The organism is Mesorhizobium sp. M0518 (assembly GCF_040321125.1).
Lineage (GTDB): Bacteria > Pseudomonadota > Alphaproteobacteria > Rhizobiales > Rhizobiaceae > Mesorhizobium.
On sequence record NZ_JAMYQY010000024.1, the window covers coordinates 78,053 to 101,801 of the forward strand.

Consider the following 23,749-nt stretch of genomic DNA (forward strand, 5'->3'; position numbering starts at 1 on the left):
CCGCCGGGCACGCGAAGCGAGCGTTGGAGTACTTCATTCGTCTATTCCAAAATCGACCTCAGGCGAATCGATGTGTATAATTTCCGGCGGTAAGGGTTTATCCTGAACGCTTTCGATGAAGCGCGCGAGATAAGCAAACGTATTGTATTTCTCAAGGACCAACCGCTTCGCCTCTCTTATTGCGCCGCGACGTTCCTTCCAGAGGTCCGAGTCGATGATTTCTTGAATTTTTGGGATTACGTTCTTGTCCTCTGGGTCAATCAGAACCATAGAGTCCGAAGGGAAGAACCTCGTGATTGCCGGGCTGCCGTAATAGATCGGCATTGTTTCAGCAACGAAGCAGTCCATAAGCTTCTCTGTAAAATAGTAATCAGCACGAGTATTCTCGAACGCTATACTGTAACGGTAAGGTGCGAGTGCGTTCCATTTATCTCCAATCAGCCGAAAACCTCGGCCGAACAGGTCAAAATCGAGCTCCTTTCTCAGCCGTTCCAGAAACCCCAGCCGATATCGATGTCCTTTAAGCAGGGCGATGTCACTGGTAATCCATGAGAGCCGAAGCGGCTTATCCACGACTTCGCTGACCAGAAGTTGGTCATATGTCTTGTTTACAGACCAAGACCGAGTGATAGGTGGAGACAAAACGAATCGGCGCGCTGCATTCTGCCGAGCAGCCAGCTCTGCGTCACACGTCAGGACGATAGTATTTTTCCCCTGCCCTTCATGAAACGCGCGATGAGCTTTCGTCGGCGGTTCGCCGATTGCAAAAATTGTCCTGTTTGGGCTCGCCTCGATATCAACAGGGAGCCCAAAAAGAGAAGCAGAGTTAAAGACGATATGCCAATCGGGCACGAAGGATGTCGTGCGAACAAAAGCGACATTGTTCCAGATTCCACTGCCCTTTGGAGTGAGATGGTGGATTGCATCATCCAAAACGCCCCAAGAATCTAGACATGTAGCAACAATGGGCGCCGGGCGTTCCGTCAACAATTTGGCCGACAAAGAAGTTTCACTCCCTTCACTCGTGAAGGTATTCAATCGCCATTCCGGATTGCGGTAACATTGGCCAGCATAAACCTTCCGGGACCCGCTGTCGAGGCGATTGTCGCTTTGCACTTGACTAGGTTCTTCCTCGCTTTGTGTGGTGATCAGGCCGGCTGAGTGGCAGCATGCGTGCCCTAATGAGTTCGCAGCCCGCTCTGCCCAATGGTACGTTTTCGTCTTCAGGCGGTTGATCAGCCCTTCCGCCTGGCCGTTGCTCCACGGTAGTTCAATGGCATCGCGAACGGCGTCAGCGTCACGGCGTAGGACCCGACCGCAACGCGTGATGGCGACGGACCCGGAGTTGACGCCACATCGATCGAAGTGTCGAGCTTGCCCAATTCACAGGCCCCGCAAAATGCCGCGGAAGCGCATGGCAAGCCTGCGCATAGTGGCAAACTCATGTGATCCCTGCTTCAGGACGTCGACCTTTGCGGCCTGGTTGATCATCAGCACATCCCGAGGCTTCGTGCAGAGGGCCGGGGCGACTACCGGCGAGATCACACGGCCAGTCGCGGGATTCCGTATCGGGACAGCGTCGCTGGCTGGTTGATGCGCATGATTGAAGCAGGCGACGCACTGTCCTTGCCCGGCCTCTCGGTGCGGCGCCAACTTGCGAGAAGCCGCTCCAGATTCGAGAAGCTGCCTGTGTCGCCGCGCTGTTCGATATCGTGGAACAGGTGTCGTCCGCAGCGATTGCCGTCTCTCGAGGACCGGCTAAGAAACGCCCCGAAATACATTGATGTCCTTTGTTACCAGCGGCGGTTCCCAGCCCCTTGGAAGAGTGGCTCACCGGGCGATGAACTTACATTTGGCCATGGCCAATGAACGTCCATCGTCCCTGACGCCACCAGCAAGCGATCACGATCCCTGATTTCACAGTCAAAAGAAGTAATACCGAGACAAAAAAACCGCGCTTAGGCTCAAGACTACTAGCAAGTTCGACGCAAAGTTACAGCCGGGACGCGCCACGCACCTCGGCAGGGTCGCCAACAACGAGTGGCTCAGCGTCACGACGGGAAATATGGCGCATCGATGTCGCTTCTGGACGAGCATTGGCAATAACGCTGTCGAGCATTGTTGCTTTCAGCGGCAACCGGCCCTATGAAGCGACGCTTCGCTGACTATGTTTCACCGCCTGGAGAGTTTCATGACAGAAGAAGCCGGAAAAAACGTCGACACCCTCATTGAGCTTGCCGCCGATGTCGTGTCGGCCTATGTCTCCAACAATCCGATCCCGGTGGGGGATCTCCCTGCCCTCATCGGCCAAGTGCATGCGGCTCTGAGAGCGACGGCCGGAGGTGTCTCTGCGCAAGAGCCGGTTGCCCTTACGCCTGCAGTCCCGATCAGGAAATCGGTGACACCGGACTACATCATCTCCCTTGAGGACGGGAAGAAATTCAAATCGCTAAAGCGCCATCTGTCGACCCACTATGGGCTGACGCCGGATGGATATCGGGCCAAATGGGGCCTGCCGGCGGATTATCCCATGGTCGCGCCGAACTACGCCGCGGCGCGCTCGACATTGGCCAAGACGATGGGGCTCGGCCGCAAACCGAAGGCGCCGGAAGCGCCGGAGCCTGCGCCGACGAAGCGAACCCGCAAGAAGGTCGCGGCTTGATTTCGGCAATCGAGATTCGTTCTGGAGCGTTTTAGCCATCGGCTTAATCTGCGCGGTCATATAAAAAGGCGGGGCCAACCCCGCCTTCCTTTCAAACAACTTTGTTTCATGAGGAATTCGCGACGCCTGCAGCAATCTGCTGCCCTCAGTTTTTGCTCGGTCCCATCGAGCGGCCGTGAGGACCTACGTGCCTACTCTTGCCAGGACGCAGGAGAAAATTTCAACCAGCTTTGCTGAGGCTGCCAGCGGAGGACTTGCCAGTGCGGCGATCCTGCTCGATCTCATAGTTGATCTTCTGGCCGTCAGCGAGGGTCGAGAGGCCCGCGCGTTCGACAGCGGAAATGTGGACGAAAACATCCGGACCGCCATTGTCGGGCTGGATAAATCCAAACCCCTTGGTGCTGTTGAACCACTTTACCGTTCCAGTCGGCATATACTTGTTCCTTCTTTTACAATGCAACGTGGGCAGGCCATTAGGCCTGTCCGAGTCATAGCCGAGAGTTGGGCGCAGCAAAAAGCGAAAAATTGTTAAGCCCCGATCAGCTGGCGCACTCCATTGTGGGCGTAGCCGCCAGCAAGCACTGTCCTACACTACCGCTCGAGCGTGGCCGGAAGCGCCCAATTTCTTCCAACGCTCCTCAGCGCCACGTCGATGGCTCGTGTTTGGAGGCACGGGACGTAAGGCCGACCGCTGCTCGTGCCGCAGGTCAAAGGCCGGGTAGTTCACGGAACTGCCTTCGAGCATAACGGCTTGGCAAGCGCATGAAGGAGTTTCGATTTGGATTGTTTCAAGAGGGTCGAGGGGTTGATCGATGCGACCAGCGTGGAAGCGATCGATAGCGCGCGCGTTTTGCTGGACCAGTTCAAGGGCAAGTCAGAAACAATCGCCCAAGCGATTGACGACTTCCTGCTTGATTTCATGACCTTGCTGTTTGTGGTAGAAGCCACCCGCGAGCAGTTCCACAATCCGGCGAGGCGGTTAGCGCGCATCAGATTGAGCAAGGTCAGGCTGTTACTCACCCGATGCCCTTGACCTAAAGCGACCACTCCGCCAGGCATGCATTTGCAGCCGAGCGCACCAGGCGGTATTTTACGCACATGAAATCAATCGCGACCGCTAAATTCTGCTGTTTGGTTCTCAGGGACGACGGCAAGCGCGGACAGCTTCCGTGCTGCTGTCCTGCAGCGGCAAATGTGCTGCATGCCCCATCCAAGGCGAGCTCGACGTTTGTTTCTTACGTTGACCAAGGTCCCGCGAAAACACTCCCCTTCCCGCAGCAACTCATCACGTTCAACGGACTCGCGGCAGGCCATCACGCCAGAAGAGAGCAACGGCATCGTTTTTCCCGCCCAGTCCTACGACCTCGTTTTCCAGCGCCTCGCGAATGTCGCCACTCGCCGTTTTTTTCAGGTCCGTCTTCGCGCGCGAGCTGGGTCCGCGCTCCACTTAGCTACGCTGCTCACGCCTCTACCCTTCAGCACCGCCCGGTCTGACTGTCGAGGACATCGGTCCGCTGGAGCGACAACATTTCAATTCTGAGCGTCGGTGCAGCGGCCTTCGAAGCGCATCCTGTACCCCTCCCCGGCAGCGCGCCTAATCGTCTTCCGAAGGAAGAAAATATTCTCAGCCGTGCTCGCGTCGCCTTCAGCCCTGTTCAATCGCCCACAATGTCGGATGCGCAACATGGCAGAGCCCGATTTGTCAACAGCCTCCAATGGTTTTCTGATCTGGCACGGTGCATGCCTGGTCGTCCGCAAGACGTCGCGGACCAAGGAAAATCCCTCCAATGGCCACCTCCCCAAGAACACCGCCGCAGGTCTCCTGGGTCCATCCGAAGGTGAGGCTCGAGTGAGCCCTGGGCCCATGATTCATCTGGCTCGGCGCTGCCCGCCGATCCTCCCACGGGGAGGCGAAGACGCAGCGCGTTCATCAAAATGAGGAACAAATCACTTTTGCCTCGAACCCTTTTCCTTGCCAAACGCAGCCATCGATCGCCCCACTGGCTGCGCAAGGCGTTCACTGCCACCGCCCTGGCCCTGGTGACGACCGCTCCGGCTCTGGCCGCCACCGACGGCGGCAAGATCGCGGATTTCCTGCTCGACCATGGCATGGAAGGGTCGACATCCGCGATCACCGCGCGCCAGTCGTCACTCACATGGTCTGGTACAAGGTCAGCAGCGCCGACGAGCCACCCGGCAAAACCGGACTTGCCCATTTCCTTGAACGTCTGATCTTCAAGGCGACCACCAACCGCGCCGGCAGCGAGTTCGACCGAGCCGTCTCAGTCAGCGGCGGCTACAATAACGCCCCCACCGCTATGACTAGCTTTGGGCGACATGATTGGCTTCGAGGCCGATCGCATGTTCAACCTCATCCTCAAGGAGGATGATATCAAGACCGAGCGAAATGTGATCCTGGAGGAGCGCCGTTGGCGCAGAGAGACGAACCCGCAGGTCTGCTGGACGAGGAGGTCAACACGACATTGCGGCCGAACCAGCCCTACCGCATTCCGGTCAAACGGCTGGATGCAGGAGATGGAAAAGCTGAACGGCACCGAAGCATTCACGATACAACAAATATTGCCGACCGAACGACGCGGTGGCCGGCACGTAGAACCAGGCGCTGGCCGCCAAGACCTTTGGCAGGGTTGTGCGTGGGCCGGATCTGCCCGCGCGCAACCGCCGGTCGAGCCCGGCTAGTAGAACCGCGACTCATCTTCTAGCGAATTCAGGTATTCTCCCTTTCCAGTTGGCAACTGTGGTCTGCTAGCTGTCTGGCCGAGGTCCTATGAGGAGCTTGGACGTCCGGACTACACACCGAACCTGCTATATACGCCTGGCGTTGAGGAGGAAACCATTGCCCCTGTGCCCGCCGATGATCCGTCACCTGAGATCCCCTGACCTGTTTGGACCCATCGATCGCCTGACGGCACTTGGCACGCGGATTAGAGAGCGGACATTCGAGGTCCTCAACCCGTCGACCGGCGAAGTGCTGGCAGAACTACCTGACATGGGAGTCGAAGAGACATGCGCTGGAATCGAGAAGGCCTATGTCGCGCAGCCTGGATGGGCAGGGCTTACCGCACGTGAGCGCAGCGATGTTCTATGGCGATGGCATGAGTTGATCATCGACCACACCGACGATCTCGCTGCAATTCTCACCGCGGAGATGGGCAAGCCGCTTGCCGAGGCCAAATCGGAGATATCGCATGCTGCGGCGTATCTGCAATGGTACGCCGAGGAGGCAAATCGCGTCTATGGCGAGACGATCTCCGCACCATCGACGGACCGCCGAATGCTAGTGATCAAGCAGCCCATCGGGGTGGTCGGCACGATAACCCCATGGAATTTCCCGGCCTCGATGGTGGCGCGCAAAATCTCGCCAGCCTTGGCGGCGGGCTGCACGATTGTCCTCAAGCCCGCTGAACAGACGCCGCTCGTGGCTGGAGCAATGTTCGCCCTCGCCCATCAGGCAGGCTTCCCCGAAGGCGTCGTCAACCTGATCTATGCGTCCGAAGGTGACGCGGTCGGCCGCGAACTTTGCACAAATCCCAAGGTCCGCAAGATCAGCTTCACCGGGTCTACTGAGATCGGGCGCTTACTTATGCGCCAGTGCTCGGACCAGATCAAAAAAGTCAGCCTAGAGCTCGGCGGCAATGCACCCTTCATCGTCTTCGATGATGCCGATATCGATGCCGCGGTTGACGGTGCGATCCAGGCGAAGTACCGCAATGCCGGCCAGACCTGCGTTTCAGCGAACCGCCTTTACGTCCAGTCGCGCGTTCACGACGAGTTCGTCGAGAAATTCGTGGAACGGGCTCGCCAACTTCAAGTTGGTGACGGTTTCGCTCCCGGAGTGGACATCGGGCCTCTCATCGACAAGCAGGCTTTGACCAAGATTGAATCCCATATTGCCGATGCCGTAGCTAAAGGCGGCGCAATTCGATGCGGGGGCAAACGCGTCGGCACGAATGGCACGTTTTTCCAACCAACGGTCCTGACCGGTGTCACCAGCGAGATGACCGTGGCGCAAGAAGAGACATTCGGGCCGCTCGCACCGATTATTCGCTTCAACGATGCGGATCAGGTCGTGCGTGATGCCAATGAAACGATCTACGGCCTCGCGGCGTATTTTTATGCCTCTAACCTGAAGCGTGTCTGGCGTGTCGCCGAGGCCTTGGAATATGGAATGGTCGGGGTAAATACCGGCCGGATGTCTTCGGAAGCGGCGCCGTTCGGTGGGATAAAACAGTCCGGCATCGGGCGGGAGGGATCCCGCCATGGCCTCGAGGACTACCTCGAAATGAAATACCTCTGCATGGGCGGCATCTGAAGCATCGGCTTGCAGGGTTCACAGACGGGTTACCTAGCGGGCGATCTCCAAACATGTGAATTGTAGAATCGCTCCTCGATTGGGAACTGAGGGGCGATCCGCACCCGAGCAAACACGCAATCCTGAGGAGCCTCCTAAAATAGCTGGATGTATTTCTCGACGAGACAAGCGTCTGCATTTTCGGCGAAGACGGCGCGCATGCGACGGAGGATACGCTTGCGATTTGGCGGCCCTCGCCGACTATCCTCAGGCGACGGGCTGTCGTTGCGCGGTCTGGTTGGAAGCTTGTGCACCAAGCCATCGTAATCAGTAGCTCAGCTGTTCTTCGGCTGACTGCCGCGCCGGTACATGCTCGGACAGAATCGAAGGTACCATCACGCGGCATTCCGCATCCACATTGGTGATCGGCGCACGGTCCAGGGCGCGCCAGGTTGACCGAGCGGGTCGAACCGAATGACAGCCTTGACCGGCTGGAGGACGGAAATCCCGATGCCGAAGAGGTTGGTCAGCCCAGTCGAGCCCACACGCATTTTCGGCACGAACAGCAAGGGCTGGGAAGCGATCGGCCGAGCGGTCCTTGAAGGGGCGGGCCAGGGTCGTTTGACGACGCGTTGGTTCAGGTCAGTTAATCTAGTCTCTACCGTTCAGAGCGGCTTCTCTTGCCAGTGACAGCGAGTCAAGATATTTGGCATCGTCGGCTTTGATTGCCGCGCAGATCTGGTCGAGATGGGGACAGCTCACTGGTGCACCTTTGGGCTCATAGTGTTTCCTCGTCATCGAGATGAGGATTGCCGGATTTGGCGTAGAACACCAACACGGGTCCGAGATCAAAGCGCGTCCCAGGCGCAAGGCGCTGGACGGATCGGGGCCATGTTTCGGTTGAGGCGCCATCCATGCCTCGCGCCAGCGTTCTGGCGAAGCGGGGCATCAGCGGAGCGAGTGTCGGTGCCAGGATCGCAGCGGCCGTCGTCTGAAGGGCTAGCGAAGTCCGATTGCGGGCGGGATAGAAACGTCGCGCCGCCGCAAAGTCTCGCGCCCCGCGGTAGATCACGCAATCGCGCACGAATTCGCAGACCTGAGTGGCCGCGCGCCGAACCGAGAAGCCTTCGTCCGAATAGGCGCGCTCCATCGCAGCACGATAGATCTCTATGCGAGCAAAGAAGGCGCGGTCGGCCGGGCTCCAGTCGCCTGCATCGGGTACACGGCCGGCAAAATCCTGCTTGATTTCCTGGTTCAACGCCTCAAGCCAGTTCAGCCAGATGCTTTGGAACACCTCTTTCTCGGTGCGGCGCAGCGCGTCCAGCGTGAAATCCGTCCGCTCACCTTCCGGGCGTGTCAGGCCCAAATGAAGGCGCACGACGTCGACTGTCTTTGGGCTCAGAACCTCCTTGCCCCAGACCGCATGGCGGCAGCTGGTTGAGAACTTCTTGCCGTTGAGCAGGTAGAACTCGTTGACGTGATAGCGGATGCGTGGCGTCCAGTGGGAGAAGACCTCGGCGTAAAGAGCGGGGTAGAGTAGCGCGTGGTAGAACGAATTGTCGAAGCCGAAGAAATGGACAATCTGCCAGTCGTTGCCGGGCATCTCCGCCTTCCAGTCGCGACCCATCGAGCGGCCGAGCGCCTGGATGTTGTACAGAAAACCGAATGCCATCTCCGGCCACACCCAGATCACTTGCCCCGGGAACCCCTCCGCCGGCAGGCCCCAGTCCGAGGGGTGGGTAATGGGCACTGAAAAGTCGCCGCGTTGGCGTAGGCGCGCGAAGAGATCCAAGATCCGTAGCGGGACGCCCGACGCCCTTAGATGCCGGTCGATATTGTCGTAGCATTGGTCCATGGCAAGTTCTGGACGGCGGAGGGAGCCGACCACCGGCGCCTCGGCAGACTGCCGTGACCGCGCTGCACCTAAGTCGTGGCAAAGGTTTGGGGCACCGCATTCCTCGCAGATGTTGCCAGCGGCGGAGCCGCCGCAATCGGGGCAGAGGCCGCCAACATCCGGCTCGTAAAGATAGTGGCCTGTCACAGCATCAAAAAGCGCAGGGCTCTGGCGCAAATCTACCGCCGCGCTGCTCAGAAGACTCCGGAAACACGCGGTTTGGAACTCGCCGTAACCGTCATCGTCCATTGTGGCTTGGAAGCTGTGGATCTCACAATCGAGATGTGCAAGCGTGGCGCGAATCTCGTCGGCGTAGTAGCGCGCCACATTTGCAGGCGTCGATTGATCGGCATCGGCGCGTGTCGCGACGTAGCTCTGGTAATCGTCGCTTCCGGTCAGGTGATAGGCCTCCACTCCTTTCATGCGCAGGAAACGAGTATAGACGTCAGCGCCGAAATAAGGGCCAGAAAGATGCCCCAGATGCAGATCGCCATTTGGCGTTGGCGGCGTGGAGAAGACGAAGATTGGGCCGCGTGGAGTCGTGGTCTTTGCAGCGGCATCAAGGGCGGCCTCGCCGTCTCGCCAGTAGACAGCGACGAAATCTAGGTCTTTGTTTCCGTCATTGCGCAGCACATGCGCTTCAAAAGGATGGAACAGAACGACATCGCCCGCCTCGACCGAGATTTCCCCCCGGTCGGTGGTGACATTGCCCGATCCTGACAGGATCACGAACGCCTCGATTTCGTCGTGCCGATGGGGCTCGGATGTGACGCCGGGTCCAACCTTTCCGAATGAAAACCCCGTGCGAGCGCTGCCCGTTCCAAGCGTGGCCGTGTCGATACCGAACGCCCGCGACAGCTCCGTTCGAGAAAACGTGTATTTGCGCATGACAACCAACCTAAGCTGTTGAAGCAGTGGGACCTTTGGCTGCCAACGCAACAGCCTCCCGTGCAATTCGTGGAAAGAAACGGCAGTCCGAACATTGGCGGCCCGGCCAGGGATAGTGCAGCTCTGGGCCGGCAAGCGGGCAACCAAGGGGGGGGCACTAGTCGGGCTGTAGGCGCACAGAAGACCGCCTGCGACCACCTCCACAATCCACGTGCCAAAGCGTCGTAACGGGCTGCGGTCGATGCTCCGCGAGCCCGCAAATCAGACGGCGATACCGTCCGCGCATTTTTGAGCGGTCGATCAGTCGTGTGCATGCCTCCGCCTGGCCTGCGTGAGCTCAATCGCGATAGAAGATGCCATTTGGGGGCTTGAGATTGTCGAGATCGGCCACTTTGCCCTCGGGTGGGTTAAGGGCGCGCTTAAGCACGTTATATTCAGCGCGGGTCGGCCCGCCGGTTGAAGCACGCTGGAACACCAAGTAGAGCGTCCGCCGAGAACGATTGCTTTTGTTCGGTCGTGAGTAGTGCGGTGCGTAATCGTCGAAGATGAAGATGTCGCCAGCCTTCCATACTACGGGTTCCCAGGAGAACTTTTCGGCAACTTGAGGGTCGATCACCCCACCGGCATCCATGGGAAACACCCCCTTCTTGTGGTTGCCGGGGCTGAAGAAAAGCCCGCCGTTTTCCTCGTCGGAGTCGTCGATGCCTATGGCAACCACCGCATGGACCATCCGATCCGGGAGTTTGTGTGGAATATGATAAATGTCCTGATGCGGGAGATAGCCGCCGCTGTCGGGGTAGTGGAAAATCAGCAACTCCTTGAGCCTGCGCGAATCTTCGCCAAGCAACTCCTCGACCGCTGACTTTATGCGCTGATCTTCTAAGAGCAAACGACGCAATGGATCATGGAAGTCGAGAAAATTCTCCATCTTGGAGGTGATCTTTCGATTGTCCGTCGTCTTCTCGAACCACATGAGCCATTTATCATCGCTGACGGCCCAGCGTGACATATCTTCGACAAAGGTAGAGATATCTTCCTGAGCCGCTGGATCGAAGAACCTTTCGAGCCTGACGTATCCGTCCTTCTGCCACTTTTCTCTTTGTGCATCAGTCAACATGCGAAAAGCCTCCTCTTGGAAACACTGGTTTGGTTGGACATGCCAATTAGGGCGGTCGGGCGCTGATCAAGTTGCGGGTCCACAGAGACGGACTCACGTGATGAGGGAGGCGATGCTAAGTGCGTTCCGCTCCGGCGGATATTGTCCGCAGAAGCTCGGCGCGAGACTGCCTATGTCAGGCTCAGCCGGGTCTAGGGGTTCCGCAAACTGGGCCGGATCAATCGCTTCACCCGGTTCAACCACGACACGCATCGCCAAAGGCCGGCACCATCCGCTACCTGCCGACCCAGCCATGGCCGCCAAGACCACGGCGGTCTTTCGAGTGAGCGACTTGGTACGGCCTTGGCAACCGTAGGGGAAATGCACGCCCCCAGAGTGATGCGATGCGCCGCTTGGTCGAAGGGCTTGGTCGGTCACGAACATATCGGAGAAGCCTCCGGGGTTCGCCGCAGCGCAGGCGGGCATCATTCCTAGGATGCCACCGCCGATGATCAAAAGCATACGAGTCATATTCCACTGCCCATTTCTTCGGCTGCGTGGTCGGGCCAGCTCTCGATCGAGGTATGAGTGATGAAGCCAGGATGCTCGGGGTTCGCGCATGGCGCGCGCCCAAGTAGGCTATCGAGGATGCGACGCGCGCGCCAGGCCAGCAAGCTTAGGTTCGGATCGGCCAGGCCGCGCTGCCCGAGGCTCGCATTTTGTACGAAGATGCGTCTGTCACACGGTCCGTCCCAGCTCACCGAAAAATCCTCGCGAATAGCTAATTCATTGTCGATCTGCTCCAAGCGGCCCATGATCGGTTCCAACAAGCTTGGGACCGCGTTCTCGTAACCGGTGGCCAGGATGACGATGTCAGCCGTGACTTCTTCGACCTCGTCCATGCCATGCTGCAAGGTCAGCCTGTGACCCGGTCCGGCGTTGATGCAGTGCGAGACGGTGCAGCCCGGCCGCAGTGTGATGTCGCATCGGTATGGCTCGAAAAATGCGTGGCGGTACAGCGCCTGATAGATCGCGCGCAACGTGCTTTCTGAAATGCCGTCCGAAGCAAGCACGAAACGCCGCAGGAGCAGCTTACGCTGCGACTCGCTCATCGCCGCGAAGCGATCCGAAAAGCAGGGCATGAACAACTCGTTTGTGAACGGGCTGTTGTCCAGAGGCAGATAGTTTTCGCGCTGCGAGACCCAAGTGATCGAGGCAGGCCGCCGTTCGTTCGGCAGGCCGACAAGGTGCAACATCACCTCGGCTCCCGACTGGCCTCCGCCGACAACGCAGACATGCTTTCTCCGCACCTCAGGGTGGATGTGCAGTAAAACCGATGAGTGGAACAGGTTGCGTCCAATCCAGCCCTGAAATTGAAGCGGAATTTGCGCCTGCTTGCCAATGCCGACCACAACGTTTCTGGCGCCGAGAACCGCCTTATCCGTCCGCACCCGAAACTCGCCGTCAAAGCGGATTTCGCGCACTGTCTCGCCGCCACGCACAAGTGGGTTCCTGTGGAAGACCCAGTTCAGGTATTGTTCGAACTCCACTCTGAGCACGGCTTCGAACTGTGCGTTCAGGAAGTGATACAGACGCCCGTTCTCGTGCAGGAAGTTTACGAAAGTGTAGGCTGATCGCGGATTCACCAGAGTGACCAGGTCCTTGAAGTGGCTGACCTGGAGCTCCGAGGAATCGAATGCGATGCCTGGATGCCAGCGGAAGTCGACCTGCCGATCCAGGAACACTGCCCCTTTCCCAACTTGCTCGTGTATCTGACACGCAAGGCTCAAATTGGACGGACCAGCACCGATCCCAACGCAACATAACTCCACCTGCTTCCTCCTATAGCGTCTTCCCACTAGGCGGCTTGTTCGCGGCGAATATCGGCCATAGCCATTAGCCTCCGCTCACGGACTTCGCGCCCCAGTCCCGACCGGGCTTGCGAGAATTGTCCTGCGCGTTCCGGTTGTCGAATGTAGACCCGAGCATTCCAGCGCGGTGACAATCGACGGGTCATACCGGCTACGTGGGGCAACGACGTATGTCCTTTCCGCCCGTCTGGATGCCCGCGTCGCCATCACGCGAGACGCTTTCCAAGCCCATTCAGGTGTTTGAAGCCGGCGCAATCGCCTGCCTCGACCATGAGGCGCCGGCCTTCGGCGGCTTGATGGCAGGCGAGCGCGCGGTTTTCACTGCGGCGACGGCATTTTCGGTGCGCATGATCATGGACGACCTCTCGCTGATGCGTTCGCAGAATCCCGTGCATGGGCCGTGCCAGAGAAGGAAAACCTTGTTAAACAGTGGGTTGGCTGATTTGCGATCCTGTCGGAAATCCGACATTGAGGGGAGACGCCACCGGCGGCGCCCGATTTGCACGTCGATGTCGCCTTTTCCGAATAGCTAATCGGGCACCTTCTGCACCAGAATACTTCTCATGGAGACCAGCACGAAGCCTTCATGATCGGACAGTGCATAACCTGGTGTCTCTGCCGGACAGATCGCGATATGCCGTCTCCCATCGAGGTCGGCAGTTGCAAGAGCTGCCAAATCCTTCGTCCTATCGTGCCGTTGCACTGGCTCGATCCCGACATCCTCGGAGGCGGCGATCATGAAGAGTGACGCAATCTCATGTCCGCCGCGACGCCTCTCTCATGAGGAAGCAATTCTCTGTGTTGGTGTCGGATCGATGCTCTTGATGACATGGTTGCGGATGGGCGCATGCCCAGACCTGAGCGCATCAATGATTGCGCGATCTGGGACCTTCACCAACTGGATTGTCGAATCTCTGTAAAGATAGCGGGAAGGAGAATTGCGTTCTGACCACTCTGCCGGTTCCAAAAGCACGACGCCATTCGGTCCCTGCGACTCAATCCAGGCGGAGGGATGAGGCCGCACAGCAGTCTTTTGCGCGCCCACCGGTCGGCCAGGATGGAGCCGTCATAAACGCAGTTATTCGATGATCGCCGCCGCGGAGTCCTCAGGCTGTGCCGCGCACGACACCAGCGACGTAGTGGTCGTCGATCGCCCCGTCGCCGATGTCGATCCGAAGCTCGGCCAGTTTCGCGGTGAGCTTCATTGCTATTCCGCGTGCCCACCGAGCTCGCACAGGAGGTTCTATCAGGCGGTCACGGCTGCACTCGTTGTCGGGTCTTCGACAAAGTCGGACATGAGACACACCGCAATCAGAGCCATGTCATTGTTGTGAAATGATTTTCCCGTTTGGCACGACACGTGCAAGGCTATCCGCAAACGCGCTGCGGCAAGGACTGAGGAGAAATCATGCCATGATCAAGCTCGCCGAACATGCGGTCGCAGCCGCGAAAACTGGCCTTTCCGAGCCGACAGGACGTTGCGGCTGTTTTCCAGTCGACATCATTCTTCACGTTATCCGGACATGACCGTATTCGATTTCCGCCCAACGCTGAATGCTCCGTACGATGATCCCCATCTTTGGCTCGAAGATGTAGAAGGAGAACAGACACTTGCCTGGGCCGCCAGCCAGTCTGCCAGGACCCTGAGGCACTTCGGTGGAACACAGTTCGATCGCGACCACGAGGCCCTGACAGCGATCTTCGACCGTCCTGACAAGGTTCCCGTGATCACGCGCCGCGGTCAGTACCTCTACAATTCTGGCAAGATGCCGGAAATCCGCACTACTATGGCGCCGGGACCACCCTTGCCGCCTATCCGCCGATCCTGCTCGCCACCACGAAGCGGGACGACCGCGTCCCACCCGGGTCACGCGCGTAAGACGGCCGCAAAGCTGCAGGCCTTTGGTTATCCCGCTTACTTCTAAGTGAGTACAGGTCGATGATTGCGAGCACGGCGCAAATAATGGGTGCGCGCTCCCACGCAAACTGCGCATGAGCGCTCCGCCAATCACGCAATTCGAACAAGACTTTACGTAGTTTTTCTAAACAGCAAGGAGAGAATATCATGGCGATAAACCAAATGCGCGCGGCACGGGGAGTAACAGCGGCCGTTTTCCTCATCGTGATGGGACAGCAGGCCGTCGCGGCGGATCTTGCGCAAGCGGCGAGCGTCCCGCAGGCGGGAGCCTCGGTCACGGAAGCGCCAAGCCCTTGGCAGATCCGCCTGCGTGCTTTGGGGGTCGTCACTGAGGATTCTGGCTACGTACATGCAGTGCCCGGCTCCGGTCTTTCCTATTCGGACACTGTGACGCCGGAACTCGATATCTCCTATTTCTTCACGGAAAACATCGCCGCCGAGCTTATCCTCGGCACCACCTACGCCAACATCGAGGGCCAAGGAGCGATCGGCGCGCTGGGCAATATCGGCAAGGTTTGGCTGCTGCCGCCCACGCTCACATTGCAGTATCATTTTACCGATTTCGGCGCGTTCAAGCCCTATGTAGGCGCCGGCGTGAACTACACGATCTTCTATAACCAGGGTGCCGGCAGTGCCGATGCTCTCAGGGTTAAGAATACGTTCGGCACCGCGCTGCAGGTCGGATTCGACTACATGGTGGATCAGCACTGGGGTGTTAACTTCGACGTGAAGAAGCTGTTCCTCAAGCCAGACTTCGACGTAACGGTCGACGGCGCGAAGCTGACGGGAAAGGCGGAGCTCGATCCCTGGTTGATAGGCGCAGGTGTCACCTACCGCTTCTGATGCGCAACGCGAAGGCGGGCTGCTGACAGCCGAGCTAAATCGAAGGGCGCCTCGTGCGCCCTTTTGCCGTCGGCCCTGCCTAAATGTTTGATCCCGGGCTCACATGACGATGCTGAGGTCAAGAGGTGTGTTAGGGCGGCATCGTATTGCTCCCTATTGGTGGCGGAATCCAGAGCTGGGCCCCGATTGCGTGACACGGCTCGGTCAATCGAGCCTAATCAAACTCACATACGGTCGCCGCTTGAGACGGCTGCACCAATATCCCGCTTGCGGCGGCAGGGGCCCAGAAGGCGAGACCCGTCTTTGATACGGCATTCTAGCCAGCTGGGATCTCGGTTCGCCTCCTGGATCCGCCGAGGCTGATCAGGCCTCGAGGGATGAGTGTATCGGTGTGATCTCGTCAGACGGCCTTCATGACAGCACCTTCGATGACGACGCCCGCGGTCACGTATTTCCACAGCGCCACGAGCAGCTTCCTTGCAAGGGCGACGATGGTTGTCTTTTTGAGGCGCCCCTGATTGTGCATCACGCGTTCGTGGAACCAGCGGGTAAGCGCTGAACTCGGTTGATTGCGCAGCCACAGCCAGGCCAACTCGATCATCGTCGTTCGCAGTCGGGGGTTGCCGGCCTTCGAGACGCCTTGCTCGTGCTGGACCGATCCGCTCTGCCAAGGCGTCGGCGCGAGCCCGGCATAGGCGGCGACCTGCCGGCGATTATCGAAGTGCCGGAACAGCCCTTCCGAGTAGAGGATGGCGGCACACTCGGGGCCGATACCCTTGAGATCGAGTAATGTCGCTGCTGGAGTTTCGGCGACTTCGATGGCCAGCAGAGCGTCGCGCTCGGCCTGCACCTCTTTGATCTGGGCTATCACCAGTTCGAGTCGGTCGAGCTCGCGACGGATTTGCCCCTTCAGATGTTCTGGCATTGCGCGGCCGTCGCCGGTCCTCAATTCCTCAAGCCGATGTCGCCGGTCACGTCCCAGCGGCTCGTAGCCGGTGATGCCCTGAGCAAACAGCAGGCCCTTGATCCGGTTGACATGGCAGGTCCGCTCACCAACCAGAACCTTGCGTTCACGGCCGATGCGCCGATGGTCCTCCTCCTTGACGCTGGGTACCCTAACCATCGCGCACACGCGCGGCTCGCCTCGTTTGTAGGCGAGCAGCGCACGCACCAACGCCTCACCATCGATCTTGTCGGTCTTGGCACGACGCCGCCGGCGCGACGTGGCAATCGAGGCGGCGTCGACGACATGGCTTTCGATCCCCTCGGCCTCCAGGATTCGATGTATCCAGAAGCCGTCGAGACCCGCCTCCTGAATGACCACAAGCGCAAAGTGCCGGCCGGCGCGCGCCTGTGCCTTGTCCTGAAGCTGGGCAAAGCGTGCCAGCAGTCCTGTCATATCGCCGCCGCGTACCGCATGTTTCGACATCTTCTCCCCACTGCCCGGCGACAGCGAAGTGATCAACCAGGTCGATTTACTGAGTTCCAAAGAAATGAAGATCGCGCCAAGATCGGTGCGGATAGCGGCAGGCGCCGCAGATCGATCGGCTACAACACGCATGATTGGCCTCCACAGAGTTGTTGGTCAGCAACCCCACTCTGCCAGAGCGCAGGTCGCTATCCACCACCGGTCATGGGATCTTTGATGGGGCATCATTGTCGTCCGAATCAAAGGATGCGCTATGGGCCAAGGCATGGGCTGAACACCCCCAACGGTTCCTTGTCAATCCGCTCCAGCAAATGCCGGGACTAAACACCTAAAGCGTGTCGCGATTAATTGGCCTCATATCCGGCCGCTTTGAAGAAGTTCTGCATTCGGTTGGCTCGAACAGGTGGCAAATATCGCCGAGAGCCTCGCAGAGTGCGTCGAAGGTTCTGGCCGCAATCGCCGGGCGACAGTTCGGGAGCGAAGTGCGTTTCGACGTAGTGTTCGAAGATGGCGGCATTCATAGGCGCGTGACGATCCACGGCGCGACAAGGCCGTGGCATCGTAGCCCGGCGATGAAGGTCTGCGTCTGCCATTTGCCGAATGGCGCATGCGTCCTGAAGCGCTCGCCCTTCGGTGCCCAGGCCGGGACGGTGCGCAACCGATCGAGATCGTTGATCCTGGTAGCCCCAGGCGACCGCAAAGATGCGGGCGCGCAGGATGTCGGCCATGGCGTGCCTCACCCGCTGTGAGCGGATCGTGGATCGCAGCCGCAAGCCGGTCGGCCAGTCGCAAACGCCGCTCGGCGGCCACCAGAAGCATGACGCCGTTATCCGATGTGATGCGTCCGCCATCACGCAGCTGTCCGACGGCTGGAAAACGCAACGGCGGCAACGTATCGTTGGTCATGGCGGGTGTGGCTCGCGAGATCTGATAGTAGGTTAGCTCAGCAGCCGGATCCTACGTCAATCAACCACTTAAGCCACATCCGCGTAACCGGGGCAAAAGCGGCGGCGTTTGGCGCGTCGATCTGCTGTTGGGGTTTAGCGAGCGGCGAGGAGAACGGGAAGCGGTAGGATCTTGCTGCCAGGGATGCCGCGGCGGTCGCCGAGATAATCCCAGAAGCTGACACCGAGCTTGTTGCAGGTCTTCATCATGCTGAGCATGGTGTCGCGGGCGGCACGGCCCTGGTTGCTGTGGGTTCCGCCGCTGATCTTGCGCCGGATCACCAGGCTGCGTGATATCGTTCTCCGAGCCATTGGTGTGGAGCGGAATGTCCGGGCGTTGGAGGATCTTCAGGAAGCTTTGGCGGTCGGTGCGGATGCGCGCGAGTAGACGGTCGAGCGTCACGAACCTGGTCTTCATGCCGACGATCCGGTCGAACCGCCGGGCCAGTTCCCTGAATCTTCGGGGCGTGGGATCCAGACACCACGCCTTGATGTCGTTGTAGAGCCACTAGATCCGGCTCTGGGTCAGGGCCTTGGCGCGGCGCTGCGGTTCGGTGAAGCTATCGAGGGCATGGATCTGCCGCTCTATATGGACCCAGCACCGCGCGTACTCGCCGATGGCGAACTGGCCCGCCCCATCACTGAGGATGACGGTGCCGTGGAGGGTCTTTGCGTCGGTCAGACCGCCCCACAACGCGCCTTCACTGGCGATGCGGAACGGGTCCGAGGGCATGCTTGGGCTCCAGGCCATGGGCGAGTAGATGGGCGTCCCATGACGCCGCGTCCTCGAACCCGGACGGCTCGCGCCCGGCATGCAGAAGATACGTCGTGATCACCGGCAGCCCGCGCTCCAGCATGTAGGCGCGTGAGGCGGCGTTCAGGACCCACCGCGCCGACCCCCGTGCAGGAGCTGCAGGAAGTTCAGCCGGCACTTCGACTTGGTGGTCGTGAACACGGCGAACCGGTCATTGCTGTTTGCGTGCACACGCGATTGACCGCGCCATGGCGGGCCCCGGTGTCGTCGACGCTGACCCAACGGGCCGAAGCGAGCCCGGCCCTCAGAACCTGCTTCGCTTCGGCGACGAAGGCGTCGATCTTGCCGGTCAGGATCCGCACGACTTGGCGCTTGGAGATCGACACGCCGAAGTCGCGCAGCAACGCGACGATCCGCTCCACGGTCGATTGATCCTGCAAAGCGACAGCACCAGACGCCGAAGCTCCAGCCCGTCGACACGTCCGGCAGCGGAGCGACGACGATCCGGCCATCCGGCAAACGCCAGCGGTCCGGATAGCGGACCACCCGCACCAGATCGTCAGATCCTGCACCACGAAACCGCGAGCCCGGTGGCGGCTCATAACAAAGACGGCGTTCTTCGGTGACGATCGCCCGGCTGGAGCCACGCCGCTTCGGACCGTTGCCGCAGGTGAGCTCCGCTTGGACGACTGCTCCATCCCGCTCCGCTTCAGCGTCGGGGGCGGCGGTAGACCTTTCAGACGCCGGATCTCATCCTTCAGAGCCGCATTCTCGGCGCGAAGCCCGGCGACCTCTGCCAGCAACTACAGATCATGTCGAGCAGGTCCGTGGGGGGCGGCGTTCGAGAATCATGGCCTGACAGAATCACGCCGCCCGCCAACCGCCACCCACTCTGACCCGATACACCCGAGTCATAACGCGGCGTCCGCCGCCGGTTTTGCCCCGGTTACACATCCGCCAGCCTCTCCAACAGGCTGCCGTGCATAAGACGGGCTAAACACCGTGCATCAGACGGAGCTCGTGAATCCGGAGCTTCGAATTCTGCAGCAATTGCCGCTCAACGGAACATGAACCTGATAGCAGCGACGGCGGCAAGCCCCATGACATATAGCTACAACATGGCTCCTGAACCTCATCTTCGGCAACCAGCGAGATATTGTAGCTTTCCTCGGTCCCGCTGGAGGGTAGAACGGAGTCGATTGTCACTTCCATTGTGTCGGAGTCTTTGAGAATGTCAGAGCAGTCGCCTTACGGCGGCGATTATGTGGTCCTTCGTCGGGAAGAAATCCTTCTCGAGGGCCGGACTGAATGGTACGTGGATATCCGGAGCGCTCACGCGCAGGATCGGGCGCTTCAATAGATGGAAAGCCTCTTCCGCCATTACCGCCGCGATTTCACTTCCGACGTTGCAAACGCGGTGCGCGTTCTCAATGATCACAAGCCGTCTTGTCTTGGCGACTGACGTTTTGATGGCCTCATGATCGACCGGTTTCAATGTGCGTAGATCGATCACTTCGACCGAAATGCCTTCCTCGGCGAGAGCGCTGACAGCTTCCATCGTCGGCCCAATGACACCGGCAACAGCGATGAGGGTTACGTCTTCTCCTTCGCGCTTCACCTCCGCTTTGCCAATCGGGACTAGGTGGTCCGGATCTGTGGGGACATTGCCCTTGAGCGGCCAAAGGCGCGTATCTTCGAAGACCATTACCGGATCGCCGTCGCGAATGGCCGATTTCATCAGCCCCTTGATGTCAGCGGCGCTGGTCGGGCTGATGATCTTGAGGCCAGGCACATTCATGAAAAACGGATAAGGTCGGTCGGTATGCTGCGCCGCCAGGGACCCCAGCGATGACATACAGCAACGAAACACGATCGGAATGTCGATCTGTCCTCCGGTCATATACCGCAATTTCGACGCCTGGTTGATGATCTGATCCGAGGCAAGATAGACGAAGCTGGAAACCGAGAGGTCTACAATCGGCCGCAATCCGTTGATGGCAGCTCCGATTCCGAGGCCGGTGAAACTGCCTTCTGAAATCGGCGTGTTCCAAATCCGGTTCTTGCCAAACCGCTCAATAAGTTTGGCGCCGCCATGAACCGAGAGCTCCTCTCCGATCAGGACGACGCGCTCATCGCGCTCCATTTCCTCCATCTGCGCCTGCATGAGCGCTTCAAAATAGGTCATCTGAATGTAGGCGCCGGCGGTCGAGGCACGCTTGTGGTCATCAGGTTCCATGTGGATCAAGTCCTCTCCGCCCAGCCACCAAGGCGTGATGCCCTGCAAGGGGCGAGTTGAACATGTAATCGGGTAAGGTTTCGGGCTGAGGCAGCGGGCTGTCTAAAGCAAATTGTACAGCCTGGTTTACAGCTTCGACGACTTCATCCTCGATTGCTGTCAGACTCATTTCATTTATGCCTTCATCAAGGAGCACAGTGCGATATAGCAAGATCGGATCCCGGTCGCGCTTTTGAGCCTCGACCTCTTCAACCGACCGATAAGGCTCCCCTAGAATCACCAAGCCGATATCGTGCTCATCGAACCGATATGTGTTGGCTACTATAAGAGTAGGCCCGCCGCCCGCCCGTGCTCGCGTGACGGCGTCTGCTGCAGCTTCATAGACGGCGCCCACACTCTGTCCGTCAACCGTTACCCCTAGCATGCCGTAGCCCGCTGCCCGGAGCGCGATGTCCGGCTGTCCGTGGCTGTGCGCCACCGAGGTGGTCATTGCATAGCCGTTGTTCTCGCAATGATAAATGACCGGAAGTTTCCACAGCGAGGCCATGTTGAGACTCTCATGGAAGGTGCCCTGATTCACCGCCCCATCGCCGAAGAAGCAAAGCGTAACCTGATCGACGCCGCGCACCTTGGCGCTGAACGCGCACCCTGTGGCAAGAGGAATGCCCCCTCCGACGATCCCCGATTCGCTGATGATCCCGACTGAATCGTCTGCAACGTGCATTGAACCGCCGCGGCCCTTGCAGACGCCACCCTCCTTTCCCATCAGCTCGGCCATGAGCCCATCCAGGTGCGCACCCTTCCCGATCGGATGCCCGTGCGAACGATGCGTTCCGGTCATGGCGTCATCGTCCCGAAGGGCGAGGCATGCCCCAACGACAGCGGCTTCCTGACCCACGCTCGAGTGGAACCAACCAGGGATATTGTCAGCTTTGAACTGGCGCATAGCTTCTTCTTCGAATCGACGGATGCGAAGCATCCGTCGGTAAGCTTCCAGTCTCTGATTGCCGTGCAACTGCATGATAGAAACGATGCTCCAATTTCGAAGTAGAAGATGCCCCTAGGTTGGCATAGCGCAGGTATTAGTTTTTTGCGGAATTATCACGCACTTTCCTGGTTTTCTCATTCCTCCGAAACAAAGAGCTTGCTGATAACTAGCCGGCGGCGCGATTGGCTGGTAAATTGTATTGACGAGAATTGCGGTTTGCGGCCTCAGCGTTAAGGGCCTTCGGCGTTTCAAGGATGTTTTGCGGCCACGAGAGAAGGTCAGCCTTCGTCCTTCGGGCGGGACGGGCAAGCCCTCTCCGCCTTTAGCGCCTGAGAGGACATCGCCGATCCGCTTCTCGTCCTCGGCGAAAAAGGTAATGGTAATCGCAAGTACCCGCGCCGAAATAGGCATGTCATGTGTCAGCTCTGAGAATCCGTGAAAGCCCTGGCTGACAGAACTGGTCGAGGGTGTTGCAGAAGGTTGCGATTGGGGTGGCCCTTTGAATACATTCTTCCGCAACCACATGCGGATCAAGGGTGAGCGCCAGCATTGGCGCGTCGGCCTCAGAGCAATCATGAGCAAAACAGCTACCGAGCACGGACCTCTGGAGTGTACTATGTCCCGATATTCAGCTGGAATAGAGACGCTCTTCTCAGGCGCTTGTATGGAACTTCGCGGTGTCAGCAATGGCCTTGTTTCCATTTTCTAGCACGCTTTCGCTGCGGCTACTGGAATAGGAGCAAGCGCCGCGCCAAGTTAACTAAGCTTTTGTACTCACATTGCTTTTGCAAACTATGAGGCCGCGCCGGAACAGTTCCACAAGCCTTCCTTTGTTCGAAGTTGGACAATATGTCGGAACCTCAACAAAGGAACGCGGGCCAGGCCGGCGCTATGGGACAAGCGCCGTGAATATGCTCTCAAGCGTCTTCGGCGTGCACTTTAGTCTAGAATGTGTTGAGCAATGGGCACCCGGCGTGTTTCGGTGTCCTGCAGCGGAGGCCCAACACAAAGAGCTGAGCAGCTTCACGATCAGCTCACCAACCAGAAGATCAAGCCGGGGCGAACCAAACAGGTAGCGGCCAAAGCCCGCGCAGCCGGCAAGCAGGGAGCGCGTCGTTGAGACGCTCGATCTGAACGTCGACTGGAGCTTAGCGCGATCTTCCGCTGGTGGCAAATGATCTTGCCCCCAGTTTCTATCCATTTTTGAGTTCGTTTCTGGCGTGGGTTGTGCCCTGCTGGGCGGGTGAAGCGACGGGCGCTGGCGCGGAGCCTTTGGCATAGCGCAGCGCGAGCGACCGTCGCAGACTGAAGGTGGTGGCGAACTCGGCCGGTGTCTGCCAGGCGATTTGGGAACGCGGCCGCGCGGTGTTGTAGTCGGCGCGCCACAGGGCGATGGCGACGCGTGCCTGAGCCAGCGAAGTAAACAGCGTCTCGTTGAGCAGTTCATCGCGCAGTCGGCCGTTGAAGCTTTCGATGAAGCCATTCTGCATCGGCTTGCCGGGCGCAATGTAATGCCATTCGACGCGGTTCTGATCCGCCCAGGAGAGGATGGCGTTCGAGGTGAACTCGCTGCCATTGTCGCTGACGATCATTCTCGGCCGGCCGCGCTCGGTGATGAGCCGGTCCAATTCTCGGGCAACCCGCATGCCCGAGAAAGACGTATCAACGATGAGTGCCAGGCACTCTCTCGTGCAGTCGTCGACGACGGCGAGGATGCGGAAGCGGCGCCCGTCTGTGAGCTGGTCCGATACGAAGTCGAGCGACCAGCGCTCGTCGGGCCTCAGCGGCACCACCATCGGCGCCCTGGTCCCGATCGCCCGTTTGCGGCCGCCACGGCGGCGAACGGAGAGCTTCTCCTCCCGATAGAGCCGGAACAGCTTCTTGTGGTTCACGACCAGGCCCTCCCGCCTCAGC

Annotated in this window: 21 protein-coding genes and 3 pseudogenes; 9 read left to right on the plus strand and 15 right to left on the minus strand. The window is 59.2% G+C overall.

Translation table 11 applies throughout. The features are described from left to right. Window positions 1-33: 33 nt before the first annotated feature. Both NKI66_RS27625 and NKI66_RS27630 read right to left on the minus strand, forming a co-directional pair. Window positions 34-1,038 carry a glycosyltransferase family 10 domain-containing protein gene (locus tag NKI66_RS27625; RefSeq protein WP_352753631.1) on the minus strand — a complete coding sequence of 335 codons (1,005 nt, stop codon included), beginning with the start codon at window positions 1,036-1,038 and terminating at the stop codon, window positions 34-36. Between the two features lie 82 nt (window positions 1,039-1,120). Next, window positions 1,121-1,778, minus strand: a pseudogene (locus tag NKI66_RS27630) (transposase); the annotation flags it as partial. A 413-nt stretch (window positions 1,779-2,191) separates the two neighbouring features. On the opposite strand from NKI66_RS27630, the gene NKI66_RS27635 reads away from it, so the two are divergent. Beyond that, window positions 2,192-2,662: a Ros/MucR family transcriptional regulator gene (locus tag NKI66_RS27635; RefSeq protein ID WP_023783325.1), complete on the plus strand. Its 471-nt coding sequence runs from the start codon at window positions 2,192-2,194 to the stop codon at window positions 2,660-2,662. A 220-nt stretch (window positions 2,663-2,882) separates the two neighbouring features. Here the strand turns inward: NKI66_RS27635 and NKI66_RS27640 are convergent, their stop codons facing one another. Further along, window positions 2,883-3,095, minus strand: coding sequence for a cold-shock protein (locus tag NKI66_RS27640; RefSeq protein ID WP_023679670.1), 213 nt, complete (start codon window positions 3,093-3,095; stop codon window positions 2,883-2,885). A 372-nt stretch (window positions 3,096-3,467) separates the two neighbouring features. On the opposite strand from NKI66_RS27640, the gene NKI66_RS27645 reads away from it, so the two are divergent. From NKI66_RS27645 to NKI66_RS27655, 5 genes are all read left to right on the plus strand, one after another. Further along, the gene (locus NKI66_RS27645; protein ID WP_352567335.1) at window positions 3,468-3,695 is read left to right on the plus strand and encodes a hypothetical protein; all 228 of its coding nucleotides are present in this window, start codon (window positions 3,468-3,470) and stop codon (window positions 3,693-3,695) included. 920 nt (window positions 3,696-4,615) lie between these two features. Beyond that, window positions 4,616-4,894, plus strand: a complete 279-nt coding sequence (locus NKI66_RS32705; protein WP_502900973.1) for a hypothetical protein — start codon at window positions 4,616-4,618, stop codon at window positions 4,892-4,894. Next, window positions 4,819-5,052, plus strand: a complete 234-nt coding sequence (locus NKI66_RS32710) for an insulinase family protein (RefSeq protein WP_502900971.1) — start codon at window positions 4,819-4,821, stop codon at window positions 5,050-5,052. The genes NKI66_RS32705 and NKI66_RS32710 overlap by 76 nt, the downstream gene beginning before the upstream one ends. Beyond that, complete coding sequence (locus NKI66_RS32715; RefSeq protein WP_502900976.1) at window positions 4,991-5,362, plus strand: hypothetical protein; 372 nt, start codon at window positions 4,991-4,993, stop codon at window positions 5,360-5,362. Before NKI66_RS32710 ends, NKI66_RS32715 begins: the two co-directional genes overlap by 62 nt. Before the next feature lie 175 nt (window positions 5,363-5,537). Next, a complete protein-coding gene (locus NKI66_RS27655) occupies window positions 5,538-6,995 on the plus strand; it encodes an NAD-dependent succinate-semialdehyde dehydrogenase (protein ID WP_502900972.1) in 1,458 nt (485 codons plus the stop codon). Window positions 6,996-7,752: 757 nt separating this feature from the next. Here NKI66_RS27655 and NKI66_RS27660 read toward each other — a convergent pair. The 3 genes from NKI66_RS27660 to NKI66_RS27670 all read right to left on the minus strand — a co-directional run bounded on the left by NKI66_RS27660 (window position 7,753) and on the right by NKI66_RS27670 (window position 12,711). Beyond that, window positions 7,753-9,756: a class I tRNA ligase family protein gene (locus NKI66_RS27660; RefSeq protein WP_352753637.1), complete on the minus strand. Its 2,004-nt coding sequence runs from the start codon at window positions 9,754-9,756 to the stop codon at window positions 7,753-7,755. A 337-nt stretch (window positions 9,757-10,093) separates the two neighbouring features. Continuing rightward, a complete protein-coding gene (locus NKI66_RS27665; RefSeq protein WP_352583627.1) occupies window positions 10,094-10,873 on the minus strand; it encodes a phytanoyl-CoA dioxygenase family protein in 780 nt (259 codons plus the stop codon). 506 nt (window positions 10,874-11,379) lie between these two features. Beyond that, entirely contained in the window at window positions 11,380-12,711 is a 1,332-nt protein-coding gene (locus tag NKI66_RS27670) for a lysine N(6)-hydroxylase/L-ornithine N(5)-oxygenase family protein (RefSeq protein WP_352753639.1), read from the minus strand. Window positions 12,712-12,893: 182 nt separating this feature from the next. Here NKI66_RS27670 and NKI66_RS27675 point away from each other — a divergent pair, with 182 nt between their 5' ends. The 3 genes from NKI66_RS27675 to NKI66_RS27685 all read left to right on the plus strand — a co-directional run bounded on the left by NKI66_RS27675 (window position 12,894) and on the right by NKI66_RS27685 (window position 15,484). Then, the gene (locus tag NKI66_RS27675; protein ID WP_352753641.1) at window positions 12,894-13,256 is read left to right on the plus strand and encodes a hypothetical protein; all 363 of its coding nucleotides are present in this window, start codon (window positions 12,894-12,896) and stop codon (window positions 13,254-13,256) included. A gap of 990 nt (window positions 13,257-14,246) precedes the next feature. Then, window positions 14,247-14,648, plus strand: coding sequence for a hypothetical protein (locus NKI66_RS27680; RefSeq protein ID WP_352753643.1), 402 nt, complete (start codon window positions 14,247-14,249; stop codon window positions 14,646-14,648). Window positions 14,649-14,788: 140 nt separating this feature from the next. Next, entirely contained in the window at window positions 14,789-15,484 is a 696-nt protein-coding gene (locus NKI66_RS27685) for an OmpW/AlkL family protein (protein ID WP_352753645.1), read from the plus strand. Between the two features lie 400 nt (window positions 15,485-15,884). Here the strand turns inward: NKI66_RS27685 and NKI66_RS27690 are convergent, their stop codons facing one another. From NKI66_RS27690 to NKI66_RS27730, 9 genes and pseudogenes are all read right to left on the minus strand, one after another. Then, window positions 15,885-17,045, minus strand: coding sequence for an IS110 family RNA-guided transposase (locus NKI66_RS27690; RefSeq protein WP_352753647.1), 1,161 nt, complete (start codon window positions 17,043-17,045; stop codon window positions 15,885-15,887). Between the two features lie 212 nt (window positions 17,046-17,257). Beyond that, window positions 17,258-17,547, minus strand: a pseudogene (locus NKI66_RS27695) (IS630 family transposase); the annotation flags it as partial. 3 nt (window positions 17,548-17,550) lie between these two features. After that, a pseudogene (locus NKI66_RS27700) lies at window positions 17,551-17,819 on the minus strand (transposase); the annotation flags it as partial. Window positions 17,820-17,953: 134 nt separating this feature from the next. After that, window positions 17,954-18,169: a hypothetical protein gene (locus NKI66_RS27705; RefSeq protein ID WP_352753649.1), complete on the minus strand. Its 216-nt coding sequence runs from the start codon at window positions 18,167-18,169 to the stop codon at window positions 17,954-17,956. 196 nt (window positions 18,170-18,365) lie between these two features. Further along, window positions 18,366-18,590 (minus strand): hypothetical protein, encoded by a 225-nt coding sequence (locus NKI66_RS27710; RefSeq protein ID WP_352753652.1) that lies wholly within the window; start codon window positions 18,588-18,590, stop codon window positions 18,366-18,368. Between the two features lie 188 nt (window positions 18,591-18,778). Beyond that, window positions 18,779-19,033: a hypothetical protein gene (locus tag NKI66_RS27715; protein WP_352753654.1), complete on the minus strand. Its 255-nt coding sequence runs from the start codon at window positions 19,031-19,033 to the stop codon at window positions 18,779-18,781. Window positions 19,034-19,845: 812 nt separating this feature from the next. Next, a complete protein-coding gene (locus tag NKI66_RS27720; RefSeq protein WP_352753657.1) occupies window positions 19,846-20,847 on the minus strand; it encodes an alpha-ketoacid dehydrogenase subunit beta in 1,002 nt (333 codons plus the stop codon). Further along, window positions 20,837-21,868 carry a thiamine pyrophosphate-dependent dehydrogenase E1 component subunit alpha gene (locus NKI66_RS27725; RefSeq protein WP_352753659.1) on the minus strand — a complete coding sequence of 344 codons (1,032 nt, stop codon included), beginning with the start codon at window positions 21,866-21,868 and terminating at the stop codon, window positions 20,837-20,839. The genes NKI66_RS27720 and NKI66_RS27725 overlap by 11 nt, the downstream gene beginning before the upstream one ends. A gap of 1,160 nt (window positions 21,869-23,028) precedes the next feature. Then, window positions 23,029-23,749, minus strand: a 721-nt coding sequence (locus NKI66_RS27730) for an IS3 family transposase (RefSeq protein ID WP_352753661.1), incomplete at its 5' end; no start/stop codon positions are given.

What these genes read in the sequence shown, in the direction of transcription:
- NKI66_RS27635 (WP_023783325.1), top strand. Translation starts at nt 2,192, where the DNA reads ATGACAGAAGAAGCCGGAAAAAACGTCGACACCCTCATTGAGCTTGCC.
- NKI66_RS27640 (WP_023679670.1), bottom strand. Translation starts at nt 3,095, where the DNA reads ATGCCGACTGGAACGGTAAAGTGGTTCAACAGCACCAAGGGGTTTGGA.
- NKI66_RS32710 (WP_502900971.1), top strand. Translation starts at nt 4,819, where the DNA reads ATGGTCTGGTACAAGGTCAGCAGCGCCGACGAGCCACCCGGCAAAACC.
- NKI66_RS27655 (WP_502900972.1), top strand. Translation starts at nt 5,538, where the DNA reads ATGATCCGTCACCTGAGATCCCCTGACCTGTTTGGACCCATCGATCGC.
- NKI66_RS27660 (WP_352753637.1), bottom strand. Translation starts at nt 9,756, where the DNA reads ATGCGCAAATACACGTTTTCTCGAACGGAGCTGTCGCGGGCGTTCGGT.
- NKI66_RS27665 (WP_352583627.1), bottom strand. Translation starts at nt 10,873, where the DNA reads ATGTTGACTGATGCACAAAGAGAAAAGTGGCAGAAGGACGGATACGTC.
- NKI66_RS27675 (WP_352753641.1), top strand. Translation starts at nt 12,894, where the DNA reads ATGTCCTTTCCGCCCGTCTGGATGCCCGCGTCGCCATCACGCGAGACG.
- NKI66_RS27680 (WP_352753643.1), top strand. Translation starts at nt 14,247, where the DNA reads ATGACCGTATTCGATTTCCGCCCAACGCTGAATGCTCCGTACGATGAT.
- NKI66_RS27685 (WP_352753645.1), top strand. Translation starts at nt 14,789, where the DNA reads ATGGCGATAAACCAAATGCGCGCGGCACGGGGAGTAACAGCGGCCGTT.
- NKI66_RS27690 (WP_352753647.1), bottom strand. Translation starts at nt 17,045, where the DNA reads ATGCGTGTTGTAGCCGATCGATCTGCGGCGCCTGCCGCTATCCGCACC.
- NKI66_RS27705 (WP_352753649.1), bottom strand. Translation starts at nt 18,169, where the DNA reads ATGGCTCGGAGAACGATATCACGCAGCCTGGTGATCCGGCGCAAGATC.
- NKI66_RS27710 (WP_352753652.1), bottom strand. Translation starts at nt 18,590, where the DNA reads ATGCCCTCGGACCCGTTCCGCATCGCCAGTGAAGGCGCGTTGTGGGGC.
- NKI66_RS27720 (WP_352753657.1), bottom strand. Translation starts at nt 20,847, where the DNA reads ATGGAACCTGATGACCACAAGCGTGCCTCGACCGCCGGCGCCTACATT.
- NKI66_RS27725 (WP_352753659.1), bottom strand. Translation starts at nt 21,868, where the DNA reads ATGCAGTTGCACGGCAATCAGAGACTGGAAGCTTACCGACGGATGCTT.